Genomic DNA, 18,374 nt, shown 5'->3' on the forward strand with positions numbered 1-18,374 from the left:
GGCAATCTAACAGTTATTCAAAGTTAAAAGCACAAGTAAAATAAGATGATCGTTTTATATTCAAGGAAGAGAATTTAAGTGTGTTCATTAGGAGGAGCGCGTTTATTTGAGAAATATTGCGTTTTAACGCTACGAAATCGCGTATCAATAGCTGGAATCTTTATTAAAAAGAAATCCAATGTTAGGATTTTTTGAAGGGTTCTCGTAAAAATAGATTCTGTATGGAGTGTTACAAGTTTTTTGTTTTCAGTTGTGGTAACATTCAACTGATCACGCTTATTGTGTAAATCAAATCTATTCGTTTTAATGGTATTATTAGTGTGTGACTGTTTGATCAAATAGGCACGCGTTCCTAGGTTGCTCGTCAAGAATACACCTAAACTGGATAGAAAAATCCAAGTTGTCAAAGGAAGAAAATTTTCTTTTTTGCAATAGAGGTGCAAAAAACACATGCTAGAGTGCCTTCTTTAATCTTATTGAGTTCAGCTTATTTATTATCCTTTTCTCTTATTATCAGTATTATAGGATAAGGGAAAGCTTTTATAAGATTATTCTACAAAAGTTGAAAATATCTGCTTTATACCATATTAAGGAGGGGGGGATAAAATCCTTTTTGTGCGCATAAGGTCGATATGTATTCATTTTGTAGAGAAAACATCCACATACTTTTCCTTCTTTTGGGGATTATCTTTGTATTTAATTCTGGTGCATGGGGGAATAGGGGTGCACAAAATACAATTGTCGAACAAACAATAGATTCTTATTCAGTTGATGAAATTATTCAACAACAACAGTTGATTATTGAGACTCTTGAAGAAAATAGTGAAACTTTAAAAAGAGATTTTGACAGAAAGTCAGAAGATGAGCGTTCTTTAGAAGAATTGCGGTTACGTGCACAAGATATCAGTGAACGTGCTATTGAGGCAGCATTTGTTTTGCGTCCTCCTCTTAATGAGATTAATACACTTCTTGATCAATTAACAGAGCTTCATCGTGACGTAAAAAAACTGAAAAGCTCAGTGAAAGAGTATTCTTACTTGATAGAGCAAAAAGCTAAAATTAACAGTATCATGCTTCGTTTTGAAGAAATTTTCTTAGCGGCAAATGGGATAGCTGAACTTTCTATTTCTCAATCTCGGGAGCTTTTTAAACGCACGCTTACGTATAGGTTTGAGTTTTCGATTCCGATGGTTAAACAGCTCGCCCAAAAAACAAAAGAGGCTTCATCAGATTTTCTTTTGTTGTTAAATTATTGGTGGAATTTTATATTTTATTTCAAGTTGTTACAACTATTTCTTTCCTTTTTAATTCCACTTTTTATCACTTTGGGTCTTTCGTATTTTTCTCGAAAAGTTCTTGTTCATGTGTATTGCCACTTTAGGAAGTCTAATGAGGAAATATCTTATTTACAACGCTTATTGATCGCCTTTATTTCAGTTCTCTTACCTTCGCTTATATGTACTCTTTGCGTTTATCTTGTGTTGTTTTTGTTTCGTAGTTTTAACTTAGATCTAGGTAAGCTTACAACAGTTTTTGATATGATAGGTTGTCAGATTATTTTAGTATTTTTAATCAATCGCTTAGCAATTGTTCTTTTATCTTCGAATATGCCCCATGCGCGTCTTTTCAGTATTGCACCATCGTCTGCTTATCAATTAGTGATTTTACTCACTTCTTTAGCGGGTGTGTTGGCATTTGATGCTGTTCTTGATAGTATTTATCAAATCATTTCAGCGCCTCTATCTTTGACAATTGCTAAAAGTTTTATTGCTGTTTTTCTTGTAGCGATATTGCTGTTTATAATATCATTTGTACCTTTGCGATTTAGACGTAAGCGTTTTCAAGGAGAAAAAAAAGAACCATACTTTTGGCCATTTTATATACGCATTCCTCTTATTGGCTTGGGGGTACTGCTCTTTGTGTTAAATCTTTTAGGTTATGTTGGTCTTGCACGTTTTATTATGCAGCAAATTATGATTGGTGGAGCATTTTTAGTTCTCATGTATTTAGGAATACAAAGCGCTCAAGCACTTGGAACTAAAGGCCAATTTATGAAAACAACGGTTGGTCATCTTTTGATGCAGAGGTTTCATTTAGAAGAAAAAACGATGAATCAATTGGGAGTTTTTGTGAGCGTTTTTCTCAATTTATTTGTTGTTGTATTTTGTGCAATGCCAATTGCTGTACAGTTTGGATTTTCCTATTCTGATTTGAAAGCAGTATTGTGGCAATTGGTTACTGGTTTTCAGATTGGAAATATTACTCTTTCTTTGATTTCTATTATAACAGGAATTATTTCTTTTTGTGTTTGCTGGTTTCTTATTCGCCGATTTATTGGTTGGTTAGATAGTGTGGTGTTGGTCCATGGAGAGTTTGATTCTGGTATACGGAATTCTATCAAAACAGTGATAAGTTATGGAGGCGTTGTTGTGTCTGCTTTGACGGGATTGTCAATGGCAGGTTTGGATCTTAGAAATTTCGCTCTTATTGCTGGAGGACTTTCACTTGGTATAGGTTTTGGTTTACAGAATATTGTCCAAAACTTTGTCTCTGGACTTATTATTTTAGTTGGCAGACCGTTTAAAATAGGAGACTATATAGAATCTGGATCAGTAGGTGGTGTTGTTAAGCGTATTAGTGTGCGTGCAACGGAACTTGAGACCATTCAGCGTAAGACGATTATTATTCCCAATTCAAGCCTTATTAATAACAACGTTAGTAATTGGACTAGACGTAATAAAGTAGGACGAATTGATATACCAGTTACTGTATCATCTAAAGTTGCTCCAGAGCATGTTGCTGAAATTTTGTTGGAGATTGCTTTTGCAACAGAAGGCGTTTTAAAAAATCCTACCCCGCAGGTGAGTTTTACAGCATTTGATCATAAGAGTTTTTCCTTTAATTTAGCTATTTATGTGCCTAATATTACCTCACCTTCTCATGTAACCAATGCTCTTCGATTTGTCTTATATAAGCGTTTTGCTGAGGAAGGAATCTTAGAATGCTGAAATATATTTATGCTTTGATTACAGTTATTCTATTGAATATTTTTACCATAACAGCTTTTGCCGCAACAGTGAAGAATACAGATTTAAAGGTACAGTCTCTCATTGTTGTCGAGGGAAGTATACCTTCAAAAGTTTCTTTAAATACTCATCAAACAATTACAATTTGTATGAAGGGATGTTTTATAACTTTTCCTAATAAAGACCGTTTTGCAATAAAGGCAGATGATAATATAGAAATCAGTAGGGGAAGAGCAATTTTTAAATAAAATGATTGAGAATTTTTATTTAGAGATAATGTTTAGAAGGATAATGATATTGTCGTATTAATAATCTCATCCTTTAGAAAATGGTAGAAAAAAGGTATGATTGTAGTATAAAATAGGTATATTTTTTATACTATATAGAATCTAAAGTATGCATTTTGGATATAAAAATATTGAGGTATTTATAATATTTTTAATGAATATCGATTTTTTAAAAATAGTTACATCATTTTTAGAATTTTTCTCATAAAAAAATTTATAAAATATACTATTTTGTTATTTTTTGCGTTTGTTTTGATACAAAATGCTTTATATTTTATCATTTAAAAAATATAATAGGTATTTTTATTAAATATTTATTATTTGAAGTATTCATTATTCTAATATTTTAAAATTTATTTGATAATATTAAATTTTGATGTAATTATATATTAATCTAGTGATAGATTTAAATGTAACTATAAAGGAGTACATGCGATTTTTCGGCATAAGATTTTATAAAACTTTGTTTTTCTAAATGTGATTTTTGATTATATTTAAATTTAGCAATGGGGTATAATTTTATGAATACAAAATTTATAACAGCATCTTTTTTTTCTTTGATTTCATCTTCTATAGTACAGGCTGCAGATGTGGTGGCTCATGAGGAGCCAGTACACGTTGCCTCAGAAGTTGTTGCTTCTTCACCTTTTTCTTGGGCAGGTATTTATTTCGGGGGGCAAGTGGGTGGCTTTTCAGGTAAGACTTCTGCAATGACGCGTGATGTTGATATTCCTCTCTATCCTGATGAGGAGAGTAAAAGTAAACCATGGATACCTGTCGAGAAACAGTATATGCCTGAGCTTTCTGGATTTATAGGTGGTTTTTATGCAGGTGTTAATTTTGATCTCGGTAATAATTTTATTGTGGGGATTGATACGGATATGCTTTTAACGGAAAAAAAGGATACAAAAACAAGATTTCATGCTGATGAATCGAGTGCTGGTGGAACGGGCACTGAAGGAGCGGGTACTGAAGGAGCGGGTACTGAAGGAGCGGGTACTGAAGAATCGGCTTCTGATTCTGAGGGAGTAGGGACAGTAGAAAAAAGTCAAAAAAGGGCGAAACAAAAAAGGGCAAAACTTGTCAAGGGCCAGGGTAGAGGCTTTTCTCGCTCTGTTGCAGAGGGTAAAGAAGAGAAAAACAGTTTAACTTTTAATCATACGTTAAAACAAAAATGGACAGGTGCTACACGGGTGCGTGTTGGGTTTTCTGCGGGGCGTGTGATGCCTTATATTGCTGGTGGTGTCGCTTATGGACAGTTTCAAGATATTTTGTCGACAATAATTACGGGAGATGAGCCTTTTAATAGGACATCAGATGTAACAAAAACAATGATTGGTTATACTCTCGGTGGTGGTGTTGATTTTGCAATGACAGATCATCTTGTTGTGCGTGCGGAGTATCGTTACTCAGATTTTGGTAAAAAGAAATTTAAAGACGAGATTGAAGTTAAGTATAAGACGAATGATTTTCGCGCAGGAATAGCTTACAAATTCTAGTTTTGTAGGATAAAGGAGCTTAAATTTAAAAGGTTCTATCTCTTTGATAGGGCCTTTATTTTTTAAATGGTATGCATTGTAAATGCTATTTTATAGTGAAGAAAGGGTCTTTGATTTTGAGTGATGATGAGGAGATAAGAAAGAATTATTTAAATTCTTAATTGTTAAGAATAAAAATTCTTTGGTTCACAAGGTATAGTTAAAATATTTATTTGCAAAGAAGGAATGATTCGTTTTTTGTATTATTGCGGTGATCACATGATAATATCGTTATAGCGTTAAAAAAGTAAACTTAAAGATAGTTTTTCTATCTAAACAATTAGAAGATGAAGAAAATTCAACATGGCATTACGGTGCGCTCTTCCAAACTCACGGGCTGCTCTCTTTACTTCTTCACGGTCGACGGTTGTTTCGCGTAGTCGTTCAAGTGCAATTTTTTCGCTTTCAAGCGGAACTTGCATCTGCTCCAGTGTCTATTTTGTATTCATTGGCTCCATCTGTGGAGGCTTGTTTTATCTTTGTCTGTGGTTGTCCATCAGGCGCTAAAAGTGAAGCAGGGCGCTTTGTTGGATTCTCATTCCATATGGCGATTGCAAGAGCTTCATTGATAGAACCATCTTCAAAAAGAGCCTCATCAAATTTTCCTGTTTTAAATCGTGAAAAACCGTATTAGGAGAGACACGCATCTTTTTCACAAACGCACGAACCGATATGCTATGCCGTTTTTTTTATTCATAGTTTCTCTATTTTGAATGATTTGTCTGAATTATTGTACACTTTAATTTTATTGATGGTGTGATATTTTTCGTGTACATAAAAGTATATGAAGATAGTGTAGGATGGACCAATAAAGAGCTTTAAACATTGATAAACATAAGCTTGATTTTGCTGATGTTATTTACTTTGACTGGGAACATGCTCTTATTGATGCACAAATTCAAATCGCATGAGGGCTATTGGACATTTTTCTGATGGCATCGTAGTTGTTGTTTTTGCAAAGCTTGGCAATGAAGCGGTGTCCATTATCAATTTTCCTCAAGAGAATAAGAAAGAGAGGTTTTCAATGACTAAAAAAACCTTTGGAACAGGATGTGGCTACACAAAAGAAGATTGGGACGCTGTGGATTCCCCACCACTAACAGATGAAGAACTTGTAGGCCTAAAGCCAGCTAAAGAAGTTTTACGTGCTTCTTTTTTTATATGTAGCACAAGAACGCCGCAAATATGGGCGTCTACCAGTTGAATCTCCCAAATAGGCGGTTACTTTATTTCTTTACCAAAACGTTATTGCCTCTTTGTAAGAAACCGGGGAGAGACTGGCGCGTGCGTATGGGGAAGTTTTAAAAAAGCAAGTGGTATCTAAACCAACCACCTCCTCATTTTTAAGAAAGAGGAGGGGATTTCTGTTTTTTACTTATGCAGCTTTCATGAAAGATCTTTTTAAGACCTGTTTTACTTCTTTAATGAGAGCTTTATAATGTTCAAGTTCTTTTTCGAGTCCATTTGCATCTAACAAACGTTTTATCATCAATCCTAAGATCTCTTCAACACCGGCAGGTTTTTTTAAACACTCATAAGAAAATAATTCATAATCAACAGATTGGCTTTTCAACTTTTTTCGCATTCAATAAAATAGCGACATGTTTGACGTCCTTTCTTATTGCGTTTAACCATTGAGAACTCTTTTGCTATATCTAATCTAAGGTGATAATTAATTGCTGTAACAGCCCTAGATTTTACGCTTCCCAATTTTGGGAACCGCAAATCTTGTGTTTTTATGAAATCTTTTCCTTCTTCAAATTTATACTGATTAATACGATCTGTAATCCAATTAGAAAAACGTTTTCCTATTCCAAAAAATGTGTGCAACTCGCGTGCGTTTACTGTTTGAACAGCTTCCGGATTAATAACCTGTTCTCTAATTTCTATAAGATTGTTCATAAATAACTCCTTGTGTTTAGATGTTTTTGATTGACACTCAATAAAAGGAATATTTCCTTTTGATGCTACAGGGAGCAAAAATAACATCCAAGCGGTTGGTTCTACTCTCACCTACGCACGATGGAACAATGCTTCTTTCAGGTGTCTCTCTTGAACAAATGAATGAGATCAGAGAATTAATAGAACAGACAAGATCGGATGAAAGTAAGCTTCTCTCTTTCATAGGAGTAAAAAACTTCACAGATATGTCTTATAAACAAGCACAAACCGCTTTGTTTTCTTTGAAAAAAAGCAATGCTCTCGCAAATGAATAAAGCACAACAAGAGCAACAAACGGCGGTGTGAGATGGAGCAACGAACAGCAGAATAGTTTCAAGCACGCTTGGGTAAAGTCACCGCATCTAATGTCTACAGCGTACTCAGTAAGGCAGCAAAATGTTTTCTGAAAAGCAAATGTGAAGATTACAAAATGAAACTCATAATAAGAGCGCTTAACAGGAGAAATAAGCCAATCTCATACAACACCTGCTATGCAATGGGGCATTGAACATGAGGATGATACCTTGAAAGAATATGCATTCATTTATAATGTCGATATAATAGAATGTGGATTCATCCAACATCCTACAATAGAAATAGTTGATGCAAGTCCTGATGGGTTCATTGGAGAGGACGGTTTAATTGAAGTCAAATGTTCACAATCAACGACTCATCTTCGTTTTTTTGTATATGACGAAATCAAGCCAGAATATCACGTACAGATGCAATTCCAAATGGCATGCACCGGACGCAAATGGTGTGATTTCATGGACTATAATCCAAACTTTGTAGGTAAATCTACTGGTTTGAGAATGAAAATCAAACGCATCCTCCATGATGAGAAACACATTGAAGAGATTAATAAAACTGTTGAAACCTTCTTAGCGGAAATAGAACAAGAGATGCACAAGATTTTGACAAAAGCCGCTTAAACCTATGGGGGTGCTTCCCCCAACACCCCCGCCCATTTAATTAATATAAAAAAGAGAAAGGCAATGAGATGATACTTGATGATGGAGATAGATATGTAACAACCCGTGAATGTGCAAAGCTTTTTAGTGTATCCACAACCACAATTTGTAATTGGGTATTTCAAAGGGGTATTTCCAGAACTATATAAGCTAGGTAGAGCAGTGAGGTGGAGAAAGAAAGAGATCTTAACCGTCACTCCAAAGAAAAATAAGGAGAAAATAGGAGTAAATTAGGTAAAGTTGTATAAACCGTATAAGGTGGTCTAAAAGCTGGTCTGAAAATGGCTATTTAAAGAAAAAATCTATATATTTCAATATGTTTAATAAATAAAATGGTGCCCAAAAGAGGACTCGAACCTCCACGCCTTGCGGCACAGGTACCTGAAACCTGCGCGTCTACCAATTCCGCCATCTGGGCTCATAAAATTGATCTAAGCGTATGAAGCAATTCTGTCAATGAAATTATAGAATTTATTTTTTTAGCTTAAAACGATTGAATTGATTTTTTGGGAGATCATGATTTTAGAAGTTTAAGGTGCGAGGACTATCTTCGATAAAATTGTTGAATCCGAATTAAATGTATAAATAATAGGAATGCCGGTCGCTAATTCTTGAGATATAATTTCCTCACCGGAGAGACCTTCAAGCGCCATAATAAGAGCACGAAGAGAGTTTCCATGCGCTGCGATCAAAACAGTTTGGGAGCGCAAAATATGAGGCTGGATGTGGTAAAGATAATAAGGCCAGATGCGCGCACCGGTGTCGCGTAGGCTTTCTCCATTCGGGGGCGCAATCGTATAAGAGCGGCGCCACATTTGCACTTGCTCTTGTCCCCATTGTTGGCGTACTTCATCTTTATTTAAACCAGAAAGATCACCATAATTACGTTCATTTAATGCGGGATTTTTTATCACTTCTAAATCTGATTGTCCCATTTGCTCTAAAATGTGCTGAGCCGTTTTTTGAGCACGCTGTAAGGCAGATGTATAAGCGATATCAAACTTCAAACCATATTCTTTCAGTTTTTTTCCTGCTTCTATCGCTTCTGCATGACCTTTTTCTGTTAAATCGGGATCTTTCCAACCGGTAAAAAGGTTTTTGAGATTCCATTCACTTTGTCCATGACGAATTAGTACAAGTATGCGTTCCATTATGAATTGCCTCTATTCTATTGATTGTTTAAAATTCATCGTTCAATCCCAAAACATCGAGCATTGAATAAAGACCGTTTTCATGATTTTTTGCCCACAAAGCTGCTTTTAATGCGCCATTGGCAAAGATAGAGCGTTCTTGCGCTGTATGTGAAAGAACAATGCGCTCATGGGAACCGGCAAAAATGACACTGTGTTCTCCAACAACTGTTCCACCACGTGAACAAGAAAAGCCAATGGAGCCTTTTTCGCGTTTACCTATATAACCATTGCGTTCGTTGACACGCACATTTTTAAGCGTAACATTGCGCCCTTCAGCTGCTGCTTGGCCAAGAAGAAGGGCTGTTCCAGAAGGGGCGTCAACTTTGTTCGCGTGATGCATTTCATAAACTTCGATATCAAAATCATTGGCTTCTAATGCTTTAGCGGCTTTCTTTACAAGGTTGGCCAAAAGATTTATTCCAAGGCTCATATTTCCGGATTTGACAATTGTTGTATATTTCGCAAAATCTGCAATTTTTTCTTCTTCTGTTTTGCTAAATCCTGTGGTGCCAATAATATGGACAAGGCTTTTTTGAGCAGCGTAGTTAGCATAAAGAATACTGGCTTCTGGTTGAGAAAAATCTAAAATACCTTCTGTGTTAGAAAAGGCATTTTCAGGATCGTCAGTAATGCCAATCCCAAGAGAATCTGAACCAATTAAGGCACTGGCATCTTTTCCTACAAACGGTGAGCCTTTGCGTACAAGAACAGCACAAAGCTCTACATCTTTCCTCTGTTGGATTGCTGTAATGAGTTCACGTCCCATTCTCCCATTTGCACCAACAACTGTAAGGCGCATTCTTATCTCCTTATAATACTTCACTGTGCAGTATAGGCAAATTCTTGCCTTCTTTCCAATGGTTCTTTTTCTTTATAGGAAAAAATTTTTCCTGCTTTAATTTATCTTCTTGTGCTGTAAAACACTGTTGTTTAGAGCAAGTGATATAAGATTTACAAATTTAAATTAGAGATGTTTTTCGTTAGAGTGTGTCATGAATATTCCTAAATAAGGTTTGCTTATGAAACCTAATGAAGATTGTGTATTACTTTACGCTTTTGTTTTTTTTGTTCTTTAAGGGGGGCGTTCTTTATGCAAAACAAGATCTCCCAAACAAATACACCTATGTTGTCAATTCATGCTTTTCTTTAATATTTTTTCACACACCAATTCCATGTGTGATGCTTAAGCAAGCGATATTGATTGTTTCAAATTTGATGAAGGTAATGAGAAAAAGGTATTTGGAATTGATGATTCAAGTTAAAAAAACGATTATTTAATCATTTTATATCAATATGTTATCCATTAATAAAATCACGTAAAAGGGGGTAGAAATAAGGGACCAACAAGAAGTTGAATTGTTTATACATGAGAATTGGTCGGATTCTTTATCTTTTAGGAAAGTCAGTTGAAAAAATTGTTATGTTGTAAAAACGCATGATGAGGCTTTGTTTGTTATAGAGAAAATAGTACATATGTTATGTAATGCGTTTTTTCATATATTGGGGAGAATGGAGGATAACATGTGTTAAGTATTGTTATTTTATTTGCCTAGCTTCCAGTGATGCTACAGCTCTTATATTTAAAGAGATTCTTTAAAGTCTTTTCTTAAATAATTTTTATTCCTGTGCTAATATTTTTGTGATACGTCAAGAAAGTGATTTTTTTCATGCATTATAAGGGGGATAAAATAAGAAAATATTATGGGGGGCTTATTCTCTGTTTAATATGATTCTAAATCAATGTATTATCGTATTGTTTATACGCATGCATAAAAATTCATAAGCCTATAAATATCCTTTAGATAAAATATCGTTTTTACTTTTTTTGTGGAAGAAGGCTAGAAATCAAGATCTGCATAGTGAGCACTTGCAACAATTCCGCGGACGCGATCTGTTAAAAGAGAACGAAAAGAAGGGCGTGATTTAATTCTCATATACCAGTCTTTGGCAGCAGGAGATTGTTCCCAGTCAATTTCCCCTAGAAAGTCAAGTACAGAAATAGAGGCTGCTGCTGCTAGGTCTGCATAGGACAAGGCAGAACCGACTAAGCTATCGCGAGAGGCACAGAGCCAGTTGAGATAGTTCATATGTGGTAAAATATTGGCACGTGCATTGCGTAAAATTTGTGAATTAGGAGCACCACCACCAATGGCAAGTGGCATTTCACGTTTATGGATTCGTTCTCGTACGATATGGCGCGTTGCTTCATTTTCGAATTTATTTAAGAACCAGTCATTGAGACGGCGTACTTCCGCACGATCTAAAGGATTTTCCGGAAAGAGCTTATTGTCTTGTCGTAAACTTCCATGTGTTTCGTCTAAATATTCGCAGATAACAAGAGGACCTGATAATGGAACCTCGTGTTCATCGAGAAAAACAGGAACATGACCAGCGGGATTGAGGGCTAGAAATTCGTGTCTTCTTGCCCATTCATATTCTTCAATCAGTTGAGTGGCTACACCATATTCCCCAAGAATGAGGCGTATGAAGCGCGAGGCAGCGGATAGGGGAGAGTGAAAAAGTGTCAGCATAATTTACACTATCAAATAGAGTTGATGAGAATTCTTTCAAGTAATCATTTTTATAAAGATGCTTGACTAGAAGTACAAGATCATTAGCAGCTGCTAGTAATTATAATTAATAAATTGTTAATAATAGCAATTGTTCTTTTATGCGATGGTTTGCAAAATGGCAGCACGTAATTCTTCTAAACCGAGAGCTTTTTCTGAAGAGGTTACAAGAAGCTCAGGATAAGCTGCCGGACGTTTGAGAAGCTTTGTTTGTGTGCTCATAATTAATTTTTCCAAGGCATTTGATTTGATTTTATCGCTTTTTGTCAAAACAATTTGATAAGAAACGGCTGCTTTATCAAGGAGAGCAAGAACATCTTCATCATTATTTTTGATTCCGTGCCGTGAATCAATTAAGATATATACACGTTTTAATGTTGTGCGCCCCCGTAAATAGCTAAAAATCAAATTTGTCCACGCATCAACCAGATTTTTAGGAGCAGCAGCGAAACCATAACCAGGCATATCTACTAATGCTAGAGGGGGAAGATCTCCCAGCTGCCCACTGAAGCCATCGGGGACAAAATAATTAAGCTCTTGAGTCCGTCCTGGTGTATTTGAGGTGCGTGCTAAGCTTTTTTGTTGGACGAGTGCGTTTATTAAAGATGATTTTCCAACATTGGAACGTCCTGCAAATGCAATTTCTGGTGGTCCTTCAGGGGGGAGAAAGCGTATTGCTGGTACACCACGAATAAAAATCCAATTGCGAGAAAAAATTCCAGAAAGGGAAGAATCTCTTGTCATTCATGCACTTCTTTTTTGGGTGATTTTCTCCACATGGTTTTCAGATTATCGAAAAGCTCAATTTTAACTCCTTGGCGCTTCATCATGATACCTTGCTGAATGATTGATAATATATTGTTCCATGCCCAATAGATAACGAGACCAACAGGAAAAGAGGCGAGCATAAAAGTAAAGACAACAGGCATCCATGTGAATATCATCGCTTGGGTTTGGTCTTGAGGAGCGGGATTCATACGCATTTGTAAAAACATCGTTATTCCCATAATCAAAGGCCATGCACCAATCATAAGGAATGTTGGAGTTGTATACGGTAAGAGACCAAACAAGTTAAAAAGAGAAGTTGGATCGGGTGCCGCTAAATCTTCAATCCAGCCAAAGAAAGGGGCATGGCGCATTTCAATGGTGATATAGAGAACTTTATAAAGAGCAAAGAATATTGGGAATTGAACCAACATTGGCCAACAACCAGCAAGGGGATTAATTTTTTCGGTTTTATATAGTTCTATTATTGCTTGTTGTTGCTTGGTTCTATCATCGGGATATTTTTCTTTTATTTCTAGCAACCGCGGTTGTAAAAGCTTCATGCGTGCCATAGATTTATAAGATTTATTGGCTAGAGGAAAAAGAAGAGTTTTTAAGAGCACCGTGACAAGAAGGATGGCGATACCAAAATTTCCTGTTTGTTTATAAAGGACATCAATGAGAGAAAACATTGGTTTGGTGATGAAATCAAACCAGCCCCAATCAATTAAAAGAGCAAACTTTTTGATTTTTAGGTCATTTTGATAGTTATTAATAATTTCAACTTGTTTTGCACCAGCAAAAAGCCGATTTGTAATAGTTTTTGTTTCATTTGGAGCAATCGTTAAAAGCGATCCTAGTAAGTCAGACTGATAATGCGTTTGCAAACGATCAAAATAAATAAAACGGCTTGTATATTCTTTATTTTGCGGGGGAATAACTGCTACAGCCCAATATTTATCGGTAATACCAATCCAACCTCCTGTTACTTTGGAGAAAGTCATGCTCTTTTGCCCATTATCAGGATTTGGATCAAGCTCTGCTAAGGTTTTATATTTTTCAGTTTTGAGCGAATCTCCTGCAATACCTATCATACCTTCATGAAGTAAATAGGTTGCATTTGTATGTTCTGGTGGTGCTGCACGTGCAACGCGGGCATAGGATGAGAGATATATTGGTTGATCACTTTCATTGCTGATAGAATCTTCAATGGTAAACATGAAATGATCATCAACAGAAAGAATACGCCGGAAGATCTGTCCTTGTCCATTATTATAAATTAAAGTGATAGGTGTTGAAGGAGTCAGGATTGTATTGTTTCCCTCTATTTGCCATTGTGTATCCGATTGTGGCAAAGCTTTTGCTGGTAAAGATGCACTTGCAAAACCAAATTCAGCAAGGTAGGTCGTTTTGAAACCCTTAGGATTCAGCAAATCGATTTCCGGTGATTTTTTATCGACTGTTAAACGATATTTTTTGAGGTGAAGATCATCAAATTGTGCACCAACAAGATTAATAGAGCCTTCCAGTTCATTGGTTTTGATCGCAATACGCTTTGTTTTGGCCAATACAGCTTTCCGGATTTCAGGTGTCATTGGCTGTTCGATGATAGATGTTGCTTGATGCGTTGAGGTATCGTCAGAAAAATTCGTCGTGGTAGTAGAAAGGGTTGATTGTTCTTTTGACAATTGCTGTGTGATGACTTGTTGTTTTGGTAACTTTGCTTGTTTGGGAGCAACATGAAGAAATTGCCATGCGATGAGCACTACGAAAGATAAGCCAATAGCGATAAAGAAATTGCGGTTATATTCCATCCGTACACCCTTGTTGTTGTTGCTGATGTTTTATTTTTGGTTTTATTCGCCGATTTAATTCACTAATTAAGGATGTAAAAGGCGCATGTAACGCATCACGATATGCTACAATGACATAGTCTGTTCCTGCTTCCATGTGGTTTGTTACACCAACTCTTACGGCTTCACGCAAGCGCCTTTTGATACGATTGCGTTTCACAGCATTACCGTTTTTACGGGTAACCGTGAAGCCTACACGTGCAACAAGAGAATCTTTTCTTTCTGTTGTTTGTTCACGAGATTTAACTTCGAGCAAAAATAAAGGACCACGCCGCTTTTCTCCTGTACGGACAGCCAAAAAGTCTGCTCTTTTGCGAATACGGCAGGGATGTTTTTTCTTCATAAAAGAACATTTCGCAATTTCACTAAATGCCTGCAAGCAGGCATTAGAGGTTCATAACAAAAGTTTCACAACGAAGAAATGGTGAGCAATCCTCAACGGTTGTGAAAATTTAAATGGTTAAGCAGAGAGCCGCTTACGTCCACGAGCACGTCTTGCAGCAATAACTTTACGTCCTCCAGCTGTAGCCATGCGTGCACGAAACCCATGGCGGCGTTTACGGACAAGTTTAGAGGGTTGGTAAGTACGTTTCATTTATTTAAATACCGCGGAGTGCGGCCCTTCTTAATCTTCGTTTTATGAGCAGTTATGCGCGAGATGAACGATTTTATCCTATCATACGGCTGTTAACCCATAAGGAAAAATATAAAAAAAGTCAATCTTAGATTGTTTTTCTCGCTCTTGAAAGAATACAAAACACCTTACAACCGTCTGTGATATTTTTTTACGATACTGTAAGAGTGTCAGAAATAACGATTGAGTCTACAGAAAATAAATGACTAGGGCGTTAAAGAATTAAAGAAAGTGTGACTGATTACTGTATACTCAATTTAAAGTATCCTTTAATATTAAAAAAATTTTTTCAGTTTTTGTTTTTACAAAATTTTTATCAGAACATTCATTAAATTGGTTGTAGAAAAATACGATTGATAGGATTTTATAGCAGATTTTATGTTTGAGATTCTTTATTTAAGGATGGTTTCATATTTTTAAAGAGAAAAGAGAAAAGAGAAAAGAGATAAGATATAAGTAATTTATACTTTATAATTCTGAGTAAAGTAGAAAATTATCAGGTGATGAACCTGTAAGTATTTTTCGTTCTTATGCTTGTATTTGCTGGTATTTTTATAGAGAGGAAAGAACTTGGATTCTATTACAAGTGAGGCTGTCCGCAACGTATTACGTAAAATCAAAGGACCAGATCTTGAAAGCGATATTGTGTCGTTGGGGCTTCTTTCAGAAATATTGATTGCTGATGGTAAGGTTTTTTTTTCCATTACAGTTCCTGATGGAGGTGTGCAAGAATGGGAATCATTGCGTCGTTCTGCTGAAAAGATGGTATGTGCTTTGGAGGGAGTGGAATCTGTTGTTGTCACACTTACAGCAGAAAAAACAACAAAGGCAGCACCTAGACGGAGAGCAAATCTCTTACCGATCAAAATGCCCATAGAAGGTGTGCGGCATGTGATTGCTGTTGCTTCTGGAAAAGGAGGGGTCGGAAAATCGACAATGGCAATAAATATCGCCTTAGCTTTACAAGATTCTGGTTTCAAGACGGGGGTGATGGATGCTGATATTTATGGTCCATCTTTGCCGCGTTTGACAGGACTTGTTAATCAAAAACCACAGCTCATTGAAGAAAAAAAGATTCAACCTCTTGAAAAATTCGGACTTAAATTGATGTCGATGGGATTTTTGGTTGAGGAAGAAAAGCCGGTAGTATGGCGTGGTCCTATGGTTATGGCAGCGGTAACGCAATTGTTACGAGACGTTTTATGGGGACCTCTGGACGTTTTAGTCGTTGATATGCCGCCCGGTACAGGGGATGCACAACTAACGCTTGCACAACAGGTACAGTTAACAGGTGCGTTGGTTGTCTCTACGCCCCAAGATCTTGCTTTAGTGGATGCGCGTAAAGCAATAGAAATGTTTATGAAAGTCAATGTTCCTATTTTAGGAATTATTGAGAATATGAGTTATTTTATCGCTCCTGATACGGGAAAACGCTATGATATTTTTGGCTATGGTGGTGCACGGGCAGAAGCGGAACGTCGAGAAGTCCCTTTCTTAGCGGAAATACCGCTTGATGCAGCTTTACGATTTTTTTCAGATGAGGGGACCCCTATTTTTGTTGCTAAGCCTAGTAAAGAGCATACTAAACTGTATCGTAAAATTGTTGATCAAATAAAAAATCAACTTTTTTAAATGGATATTTGTTTGAGAAAGTTTATTAAAACACAATCATGGAAGACGTAAAAATAGTTGCTTCTTTGTAAGGGGAAGTTTTAATGTGTGAGTAGAGTATATAGGTTAAATAAACAAAAAATTATTCATGCGTTTGGATAACCTGAAGGGGACCCAAATTAGAAGAGATAGAACCATGAGGTAGAAAAAATATTGGTATTGAGGATAAAAGAAGAAGACAGAAAATAAAAATAATTTAGAAAAATTGTAAAAGGTTGTAAAAAATATTTTAAAAATCAATTCTCTTCATAAGATGATATCTTTTTCAGGTGTAAAAAGCATTTTTCGATATGAGTTTTCTTGATATAAATCTTCAACATTTAGCTCTTTCTTATTGAGATGATAAAAAAATGTTGGTCAAGTCTTTTTAGAAGCATTCATTTTTTGCAAAGTAGCCTCAAGAGCCGTTGTTAAAGCATTCCTTCCCCCTTGATGAGAAAAGTAATTTGACAAAAATTCATTTGTTCCACCCTTTGTTGAAAACTCTTTTTCAAGCAGTGCAAAATCGAGAAGTGCAGAACGATCAGTTGCTATAGTTTTACGCATTTCATCCGTAAGATTTCCAAACATCATGGTAAGGAATTCTGCTGATTGCTGTTTTTTTAACCCTTGTGTTATAAACCACTGATGGGCTGTTTCTATAAAATTAAAATATACTCCCATCAGAGAACCAGCTGTCATAAAAAGATTAAACTGCTCTTCCTTATCCAGCACCAATGTGCCCCCCAATGCGTCAAATAAAGTGCGTAAGAAGGGATGATCGGGATAGATTGGTGTCAAATTTTTGCATTCTGCAACAAAAGGTAATGGAACAGCACGATAAACTTTATGATTAATCCACTCTTCTATTTCTGCTGCTTTTGCCATAGCAAGTACGGAAATAACCAGCTGTTCTGGACGAAAACGAAGAGAGCGCAAAACGTCTTCTGCAATTTGGTTGGGTAAGCAAAGAAAAACACAATCACTAACATCGAGCAATGTTTGGTTATTTTCAGCAATCATAACTTTGTTATAAGTGTTTGAAAGGCGCTCTGCTGTTTGTGCATTGCGAGGTGAAACAACAATAGAAGAAACATCAAAGGTGCTTGTCATTAAGCCATTCACCATTGAAGCACTGATTGTACCCGTTCCTAAAAAGCCAAGTCTCATTTCTATTTCTCAGTTTTACAATTTAAAAGGAATCTTAATCAACATCTCAAGTGTTTTAACTAACATAAACGCTAATTGAAGAAGCAACACATAACATAGCAAAAATAATCAAGCCCAAATAGATTTTAGGCTTGTCAAAGAGAACGGCAAAAGCAGAAAACCAACCAACAACAGCTGCGGCTAATGCAAATAAAAAACCTGGTTTATTCATAAGCACAATATGCATTGCCATTAAACCACCAATAATCAGCGCTCCAAAAACAATGAGCAAACCTGTTGCAAACTTTTCATAATCATCCATATTTCACTCCTTATAGCGCTCAATTATTACACACTTTTTAACGCACATGCACATAAAAACGAAATGTTTTTTATTGAATATGGTTAAAACGGGGGCTGCCTTTTATTGATCAGATGTAAAAAATGCAGGGATATGCTGTGGCCAACGCCAAGGTAAAACTGCAATTAAATCAAAGCGTACAGATAAAAGGGCATAATCTTTTTGCCGTGCGAGCCAAATATCGGCAGCTGCTTCAATTCGCCTTTCATTCATTCGGGAAACCGCTTCCATTGCTTCAGCCAACGATGAACGTGCTTTAACTTCAACGATTAACACAAGATTTCCACGTCGTGCAATTAAATCAATTTCCCCACATTTTGTTTTAAAACGCCTTTCGGCAATGTGAAACCCTTTGCAACGTAGCCACCAAGCGGCCAATTTTTCTGCACGAATCCCTCGATAAAAAGACTTTTGTCTACGTTTTTTTTGTATCATT

16 protein-coding genes, 1 tRNA gene and 6 pseudogenes are annotated in these 18,374 nt (G+C 36.2%); 9 read left to right on the forward strand and 14 right to left on the reverse strand.

Annotated features, from left to right (window positions below):
* Positions 1 to 74 precede the first annotated feature (74 nt).
* Positions 75 to 452: a hypothetical protein gene (locus ACFIJR_RS06780; RefSeq protein WP_375626213.1), complete on the reverse strand. Its 378-nt coding sequence runs from the start codon at positions 450 to 452 to the stop codon at positions 75 to 77.
* 180 nt (positions 453 to 632) lie between these two features.
* Here ACFIJR_RS06780 and ACFIJR_RS06785 point away from each other — a divergent pair, with 180 nt between their 5' ends.
* The 3 genes from ACFIJR_RS06785 (at position 633) to ACFIJR_RS06795 (ending at position 4,812) form a co-directional block, all read left to right on the forward strand.
* Positions 633 to 3,008: a mechanosensitive ion channel domain-containing protein gene (locus tag ACFIJR_RS06785; protein ID WP_375653854.1), complete on the forward strand. Its 2,376-nt coding sequence runs from the start codon at positions 633 to 635 to the stop codon at positions 3,006 to 3,008.
* Positions 3,002 to 3,274, forward strand: coding sequence for a hypothetical protein (locus ACFIJR_RS06790; RefSeq protein WP_375626209.1), 273 nt, complete (start codon positions 3,002 to 3,004; stop codon positions 3,272 to 3,274). Before ACFIJR_RS06785 ends, ACFIJR_RS06790 begins: the two co-directional genes overlap by 7 nt.
* Before the next feature lie 560 nt (positions 3,275 to 3,834).
* Positions 3,835 to 4,812: an outer membrane protein gene (locus ACFIJR_RS06795; RefSeq protein ID WP_375653856.1), complete on the forward strand. Its 978-nt coding sequence runs from the start codon at positions 3,835 to 3,837 to the stop codon at positions 4,810 to 4,812.
* 326 nt (positions 4,813 to 5,138) lie between these two features.
* Here the strand turns inward: ACFIJR_RS06795 and ACFIJR_RS06800 are convergent.
* A pseudogene (locus ACFIJR_RS06800) lies at positions 5,139 to 5,498 on the reverse strand (hypothetical protein); the annotation flags it as partial.
* A 177-nt stretch (positions 5,499 to 5,675) separates the two neighbouring features.
* Here ACFIJR_RS06800 and ACFIJR_RS06805 point away from each other — a divergent pair.
* Both ACFIJR_RS06805 and ACFIJR_RS06810 read left to right on the forward strand, forming a co-directional pair.
* A pseudogene (locus tag ACFIJR_RS06805) lies at positions 5,676 to 5,869 on the forward strand (hypothetical protein); the annotation flags it as partial.
* 6 nt (positions 5,870 to 5,875) lie between these two features.
* Positions 5,876 to 6,175 (forward strand): annotated as a pseudogene (locus ACFIJR_RS06810) (BrnA antitoxin family protein).
* A 51-nt stretch (positions 6,176 to 6,226) separates the two neighbouring features.
* On the opposite strand, the pseudogene ACFIJR_RS06815 reads toward ACFIJR_RS06810, so the two are convergent.
* A pseudogene (locus tag ACFIJR_RS06815) lies at positions 6,227 to 6,753 on the reverse strand (antA/AntB antirepressor family protein).
* Between the two features lie 59 nt (positions 6,754 to 6,812).
* Here ACFIJR_RS06815 and ACFIJR_RS06820 point away from each other — a divergent pair.
* The 3 genes and pseudogenes from ACFIJR_RS06820 (at position 6,813) to ACFIJR_RS06830 (ending at position 7,997) form a co-directional block, all read left to right on the forward strand.
* Positions 6,813 to 7,067 (forward strand): hypothetical protein, encoded by a 255-nt coding sequence (locus ACFIJR_RS06820; protein ID WP_375626205.1) that lies wholly within the window; start codon positions 6,813 to 6,815, stop codon positions 7,065 to 7,067.
* A gap of 68 nt (positions 7,068 to 7,135) precedes the next feature.
* A pseudogene (locus tag ACFIJR_RS06825) lies at positions 7,136 to 7,724 on the forward strand (lambda exonuclease family protein).
* A 68-nt stretch (positions 7,725 to 7,792) separates the two neighbouring features.
* Positions 7,793 to 7,997 (forward strand): annotated as a pseudogene (locus tag ACFIJR_RS06830) (helix-turn-helix transcriptional regulator).
* A gap of 99 nt (positions 7,998 to 8,096) precedes the next feature.
* Here ACFIJR_RS06830 and ACFIJR_RS06835 read toward each other — a convergent pair.
* From ACFIJR_RS06835 to rpmH, 8 genes are all read right to left on the reverse strand, one after another.
* A tRNA-Leu gene (locus ACFIJR_RS06835) sits at positions 8,097 to 8,181 on the reverse strand.
* 112 nt (positions 8,182 to 8,293) lie between these two features.
* Entirely contained in the window at positions 8,294 to 8,914 is a 621-nt protein-coding gene (locus tag ACFIJR_RS06840) for a 2,3-bisphosphoglycerate-dependent phosphoglycerate mutase (protein ID WP_375626499.1), read from the reverse strand.
* Positions 8,915 to 8,942: 28 nt separating this feature from the next.
* Positions 8,943 to 9,755, reverse strand: coding sequence for a 4-hydroxy-tetrahydrodipicolinate reductase (dapB, locus tag ACFIJR_RS06845; protein WP_375626501.1), 813 nt, complete (start codon positions 9,753 to 9,755; stop codon positions 8,943 to 8,945).
* A gap of 1,039 nt (positions 9,756 to 10,794) precedes the next feature.
* On the reverse strand, positions 10,795 to 11,487 hold the full coding sequence (locus ACFIJR_RS06850) for a glutathione S-transferase family protein (protein WP_375642514.1): 693 nt from the start codon (positions 11,485 to 11,487) through the stop codon (positions 10,795 to 10,797).
* Positions 11,488 to 11,625: 138 nt separating this feature from the next.
* Complete coding sequence (gene yihA, locus ACFIJR_RS06855; RefSeq protein WP_273788101.1) at positions 11,626 to 12,270, reverse strand: ribosome biogenesis GTP-binding protein YihA/YsxC; 645 nt, start codon at positions 12,268 to 12,270, stop codon at positions 11,626 to 11,628.
* Positions 12,267 to 14,105, reverse strand: a complete 1,839-nt coding sequence (yidC, locus tag ACFIJR_RS06860) for a membrane protein insertase YidC (protein ID WP_375653857.1) — start codon at positions 14,103 to 14,105, stop codon at positions 12,267 to 12,269. Before yidC ends, yihA begins: the two co-directional genes overlap by 4 nt.
* Positions 14,095 to 14,487, reverse strand: a complete 393-nt coding sequence (gene rnpA, locus ACFIJR_RS06865; protein ID WP_015856278.1) for a ribonuclease P protein component — start codon at positions 14,485 to 14,487, stop codon at positions 14,095 to 14,097. The genes yidC and rnpA overlap by 11 nt, the downstream gene beginning before the upstream one ends.
* Positions 14,488 to 14,604: 117 nt before the next feature.
* Positions 14,605 to 14,739: a 50S ribosomal protein L34 gene (gene rpmH / locus ACFIJR_RS06870; RefSeq protein ID WP_005864709.1), complete on the reverse strand. Its 135-nt coding sequence runs from the start codon at positions 14,737 to 14,739 to the stop codon at positions 14,605 to 14,607.
* Between the two features lie 609 nt (positions 14,740 to 15,348).
* Here rpmH and ACFIJR_RS06875 point away from each other — a divergent pair.
* A complete protein-coding gene (locus ACFIJR_RS06875; protein WP_375626510.1) occupies positions 15,349 to 16,410 on the forward strand; it encodes an Mrp/NBP35 family ATP-binding protein in 1,062 nt (353 codons plus the stop codon).
* Positions 16,411 to 16,806: 396 nt separating this feature from the next.
* Here ACFIJR_RS06875 and ACFIJR_RS06880 read toward each other — a convergent pair whose 3' ends face one another.
* The 3 genes from ACFIJR_RS06880 to ACFIJR_RS06890 all read right to left on the reverse strand — a co-directional run bounded on the left by ACFIJR_RS06880 (position 16,807) and on the right by ACFIJR_RS06890 (position 18,370).
* Positions 16,807 to 17,598 (reverse strand): pyrroline-5-carboxylate reductase, encoded by a 792-nt coding sequence (locus ACFIJR_RS06880; protein ID WP_375627239.1) that lies wholly within the window; start codon positions 17,596 to 17,598, stop codon positions 16,807 to 16,809.
* Between the two features lie 55 nt (positions 17,599 to 17,653).
* Positions 17,654 to 17,899 (reverse strand): hypothetical protein, encoded by a 246-nt coding sequence (locus ACFIJR_RS06885; protein ID WP_330168884.1) that lies wholly within the window; start codon positions 17,897 to 17,899, stop codon positions 17,654 to 17,656.
* 102 nt (positions 17,900 to 18,001) lie between these two features.
* The gene (locus tag ACFIJR_RS06890) at positions 18,002 to 18,370 is read right to left on the reverse strand and encodes a YraN family protein (RefSeq protein WP_375627263.1); all 369 of its coding nucleotides are present in this window, start codon (positions 18,368 to 18,370) and stop codon (positions 18,002 to 18,004) included.
* Between the last annotated feature and the right edge of the window lie 4 nt (positions 18,371 to 18,374).

Origin of the sequence: Bartonella sp. OD88NMGDW (assembly GCF_042193775.1) — a bacterium.
GTDB classification, from domain to species: Bacteria; Pseudomonadota; Alphaproteobacteria; order Rhizobiales; family Rhizobiaceae; genus Bartonella; species Bartonella grahamii.

Bases quoted from the DNA above. Each gene is read 5' to 3' on its own strand.
- ACFIJR_RS06780 (WP_375626213.1), bottom strand. From the start codon at position 452: ATGTGTTTTTTGCACCTCTATTGCAAAAAAGAAAATTTTCTTCCTTTG.
- ACFIJR_RS06785 (WP_375653854.1), top strand. From the start codon at position 633: ATGTATTCATTTTGTAGAGAAAACATCCACATACTTTTCCTTCTTTTG.
- ACFIJR_RS06790 (WP_375626209.1), top strand. From the start codon at position 3,002: ATGCTGAAATATATTTATGCTTTGATTACAGTTATTCTATTGAATATT.
- ACFIJR_RS06795 (WP_375653856.1), top strand. From the start codon at position 3,835: ATGAATACAAAATTTATAACAGCATCTTTTTTTTCTTTGATTTCATCT.
- ACFIJR_RS06840 (WP_375626499.1), bottom strand. From the start codon at position 8,914: ATGGAACGCATACTTGTACTAATTCGTCATGGACAAAGTGAATGGAAT.
- dapB (WP_375626501.1), bottom strand. From the start codon at position 9,755: ATGCGCCTTACAGTTGTTGGTGCAAATGGGAGAATGGGACGTGAACTC.
- ACFIJR_RS06850 (WP_375642514.1), bottom strand. From the start codon at position 11,487: ATGCTGACACTTTTTCACTCTCCCCTATCCGCTGCCTCGCGCTTCATA.
- yihA (WP_273788101.1), bottom strand. From the start codon at position 12,270: ATGACAAGAGATTCTTCCCTTTCTGGAATTTTTTCTCGCAATTGGATT.
- yidC (WP_375653857.1), bottom strand. From the start codon at position 14,105: ATGGAATATAACCGCAATTTCTTTATCGCTATTGGCTTATCTTTCGTA.
- rnpA (WP_015856278.1), bottom strand. From the start codon at position 14,487: ATGAAGAAAAAACATCCCTGCCGTATTCGCAAAAGAGCAGACTTTTTG.
- rpmH (WP_005864709.1), bottom strand. From the start codon at position 14,739: ATGAAACGTACTTACCAACCCTCTAAACTTGTCCGTAAACGCCGCCAT.
- ACFIJR_RS06880 (WP_375627239.1), bottom strand. From the start codon at position 17,598: ATGAGACTTGGCTTTTTAGGAACGGGTACAATCAGTGCTTCAATGGTG.
- ACFIJR_RS06885 (WP_330168884.1), bottom strand. From the start codon at position 17,899: ATGGATGATTATGAAAAGTTTGCAACAGGTTTGCTCATTGTTTTTGGA.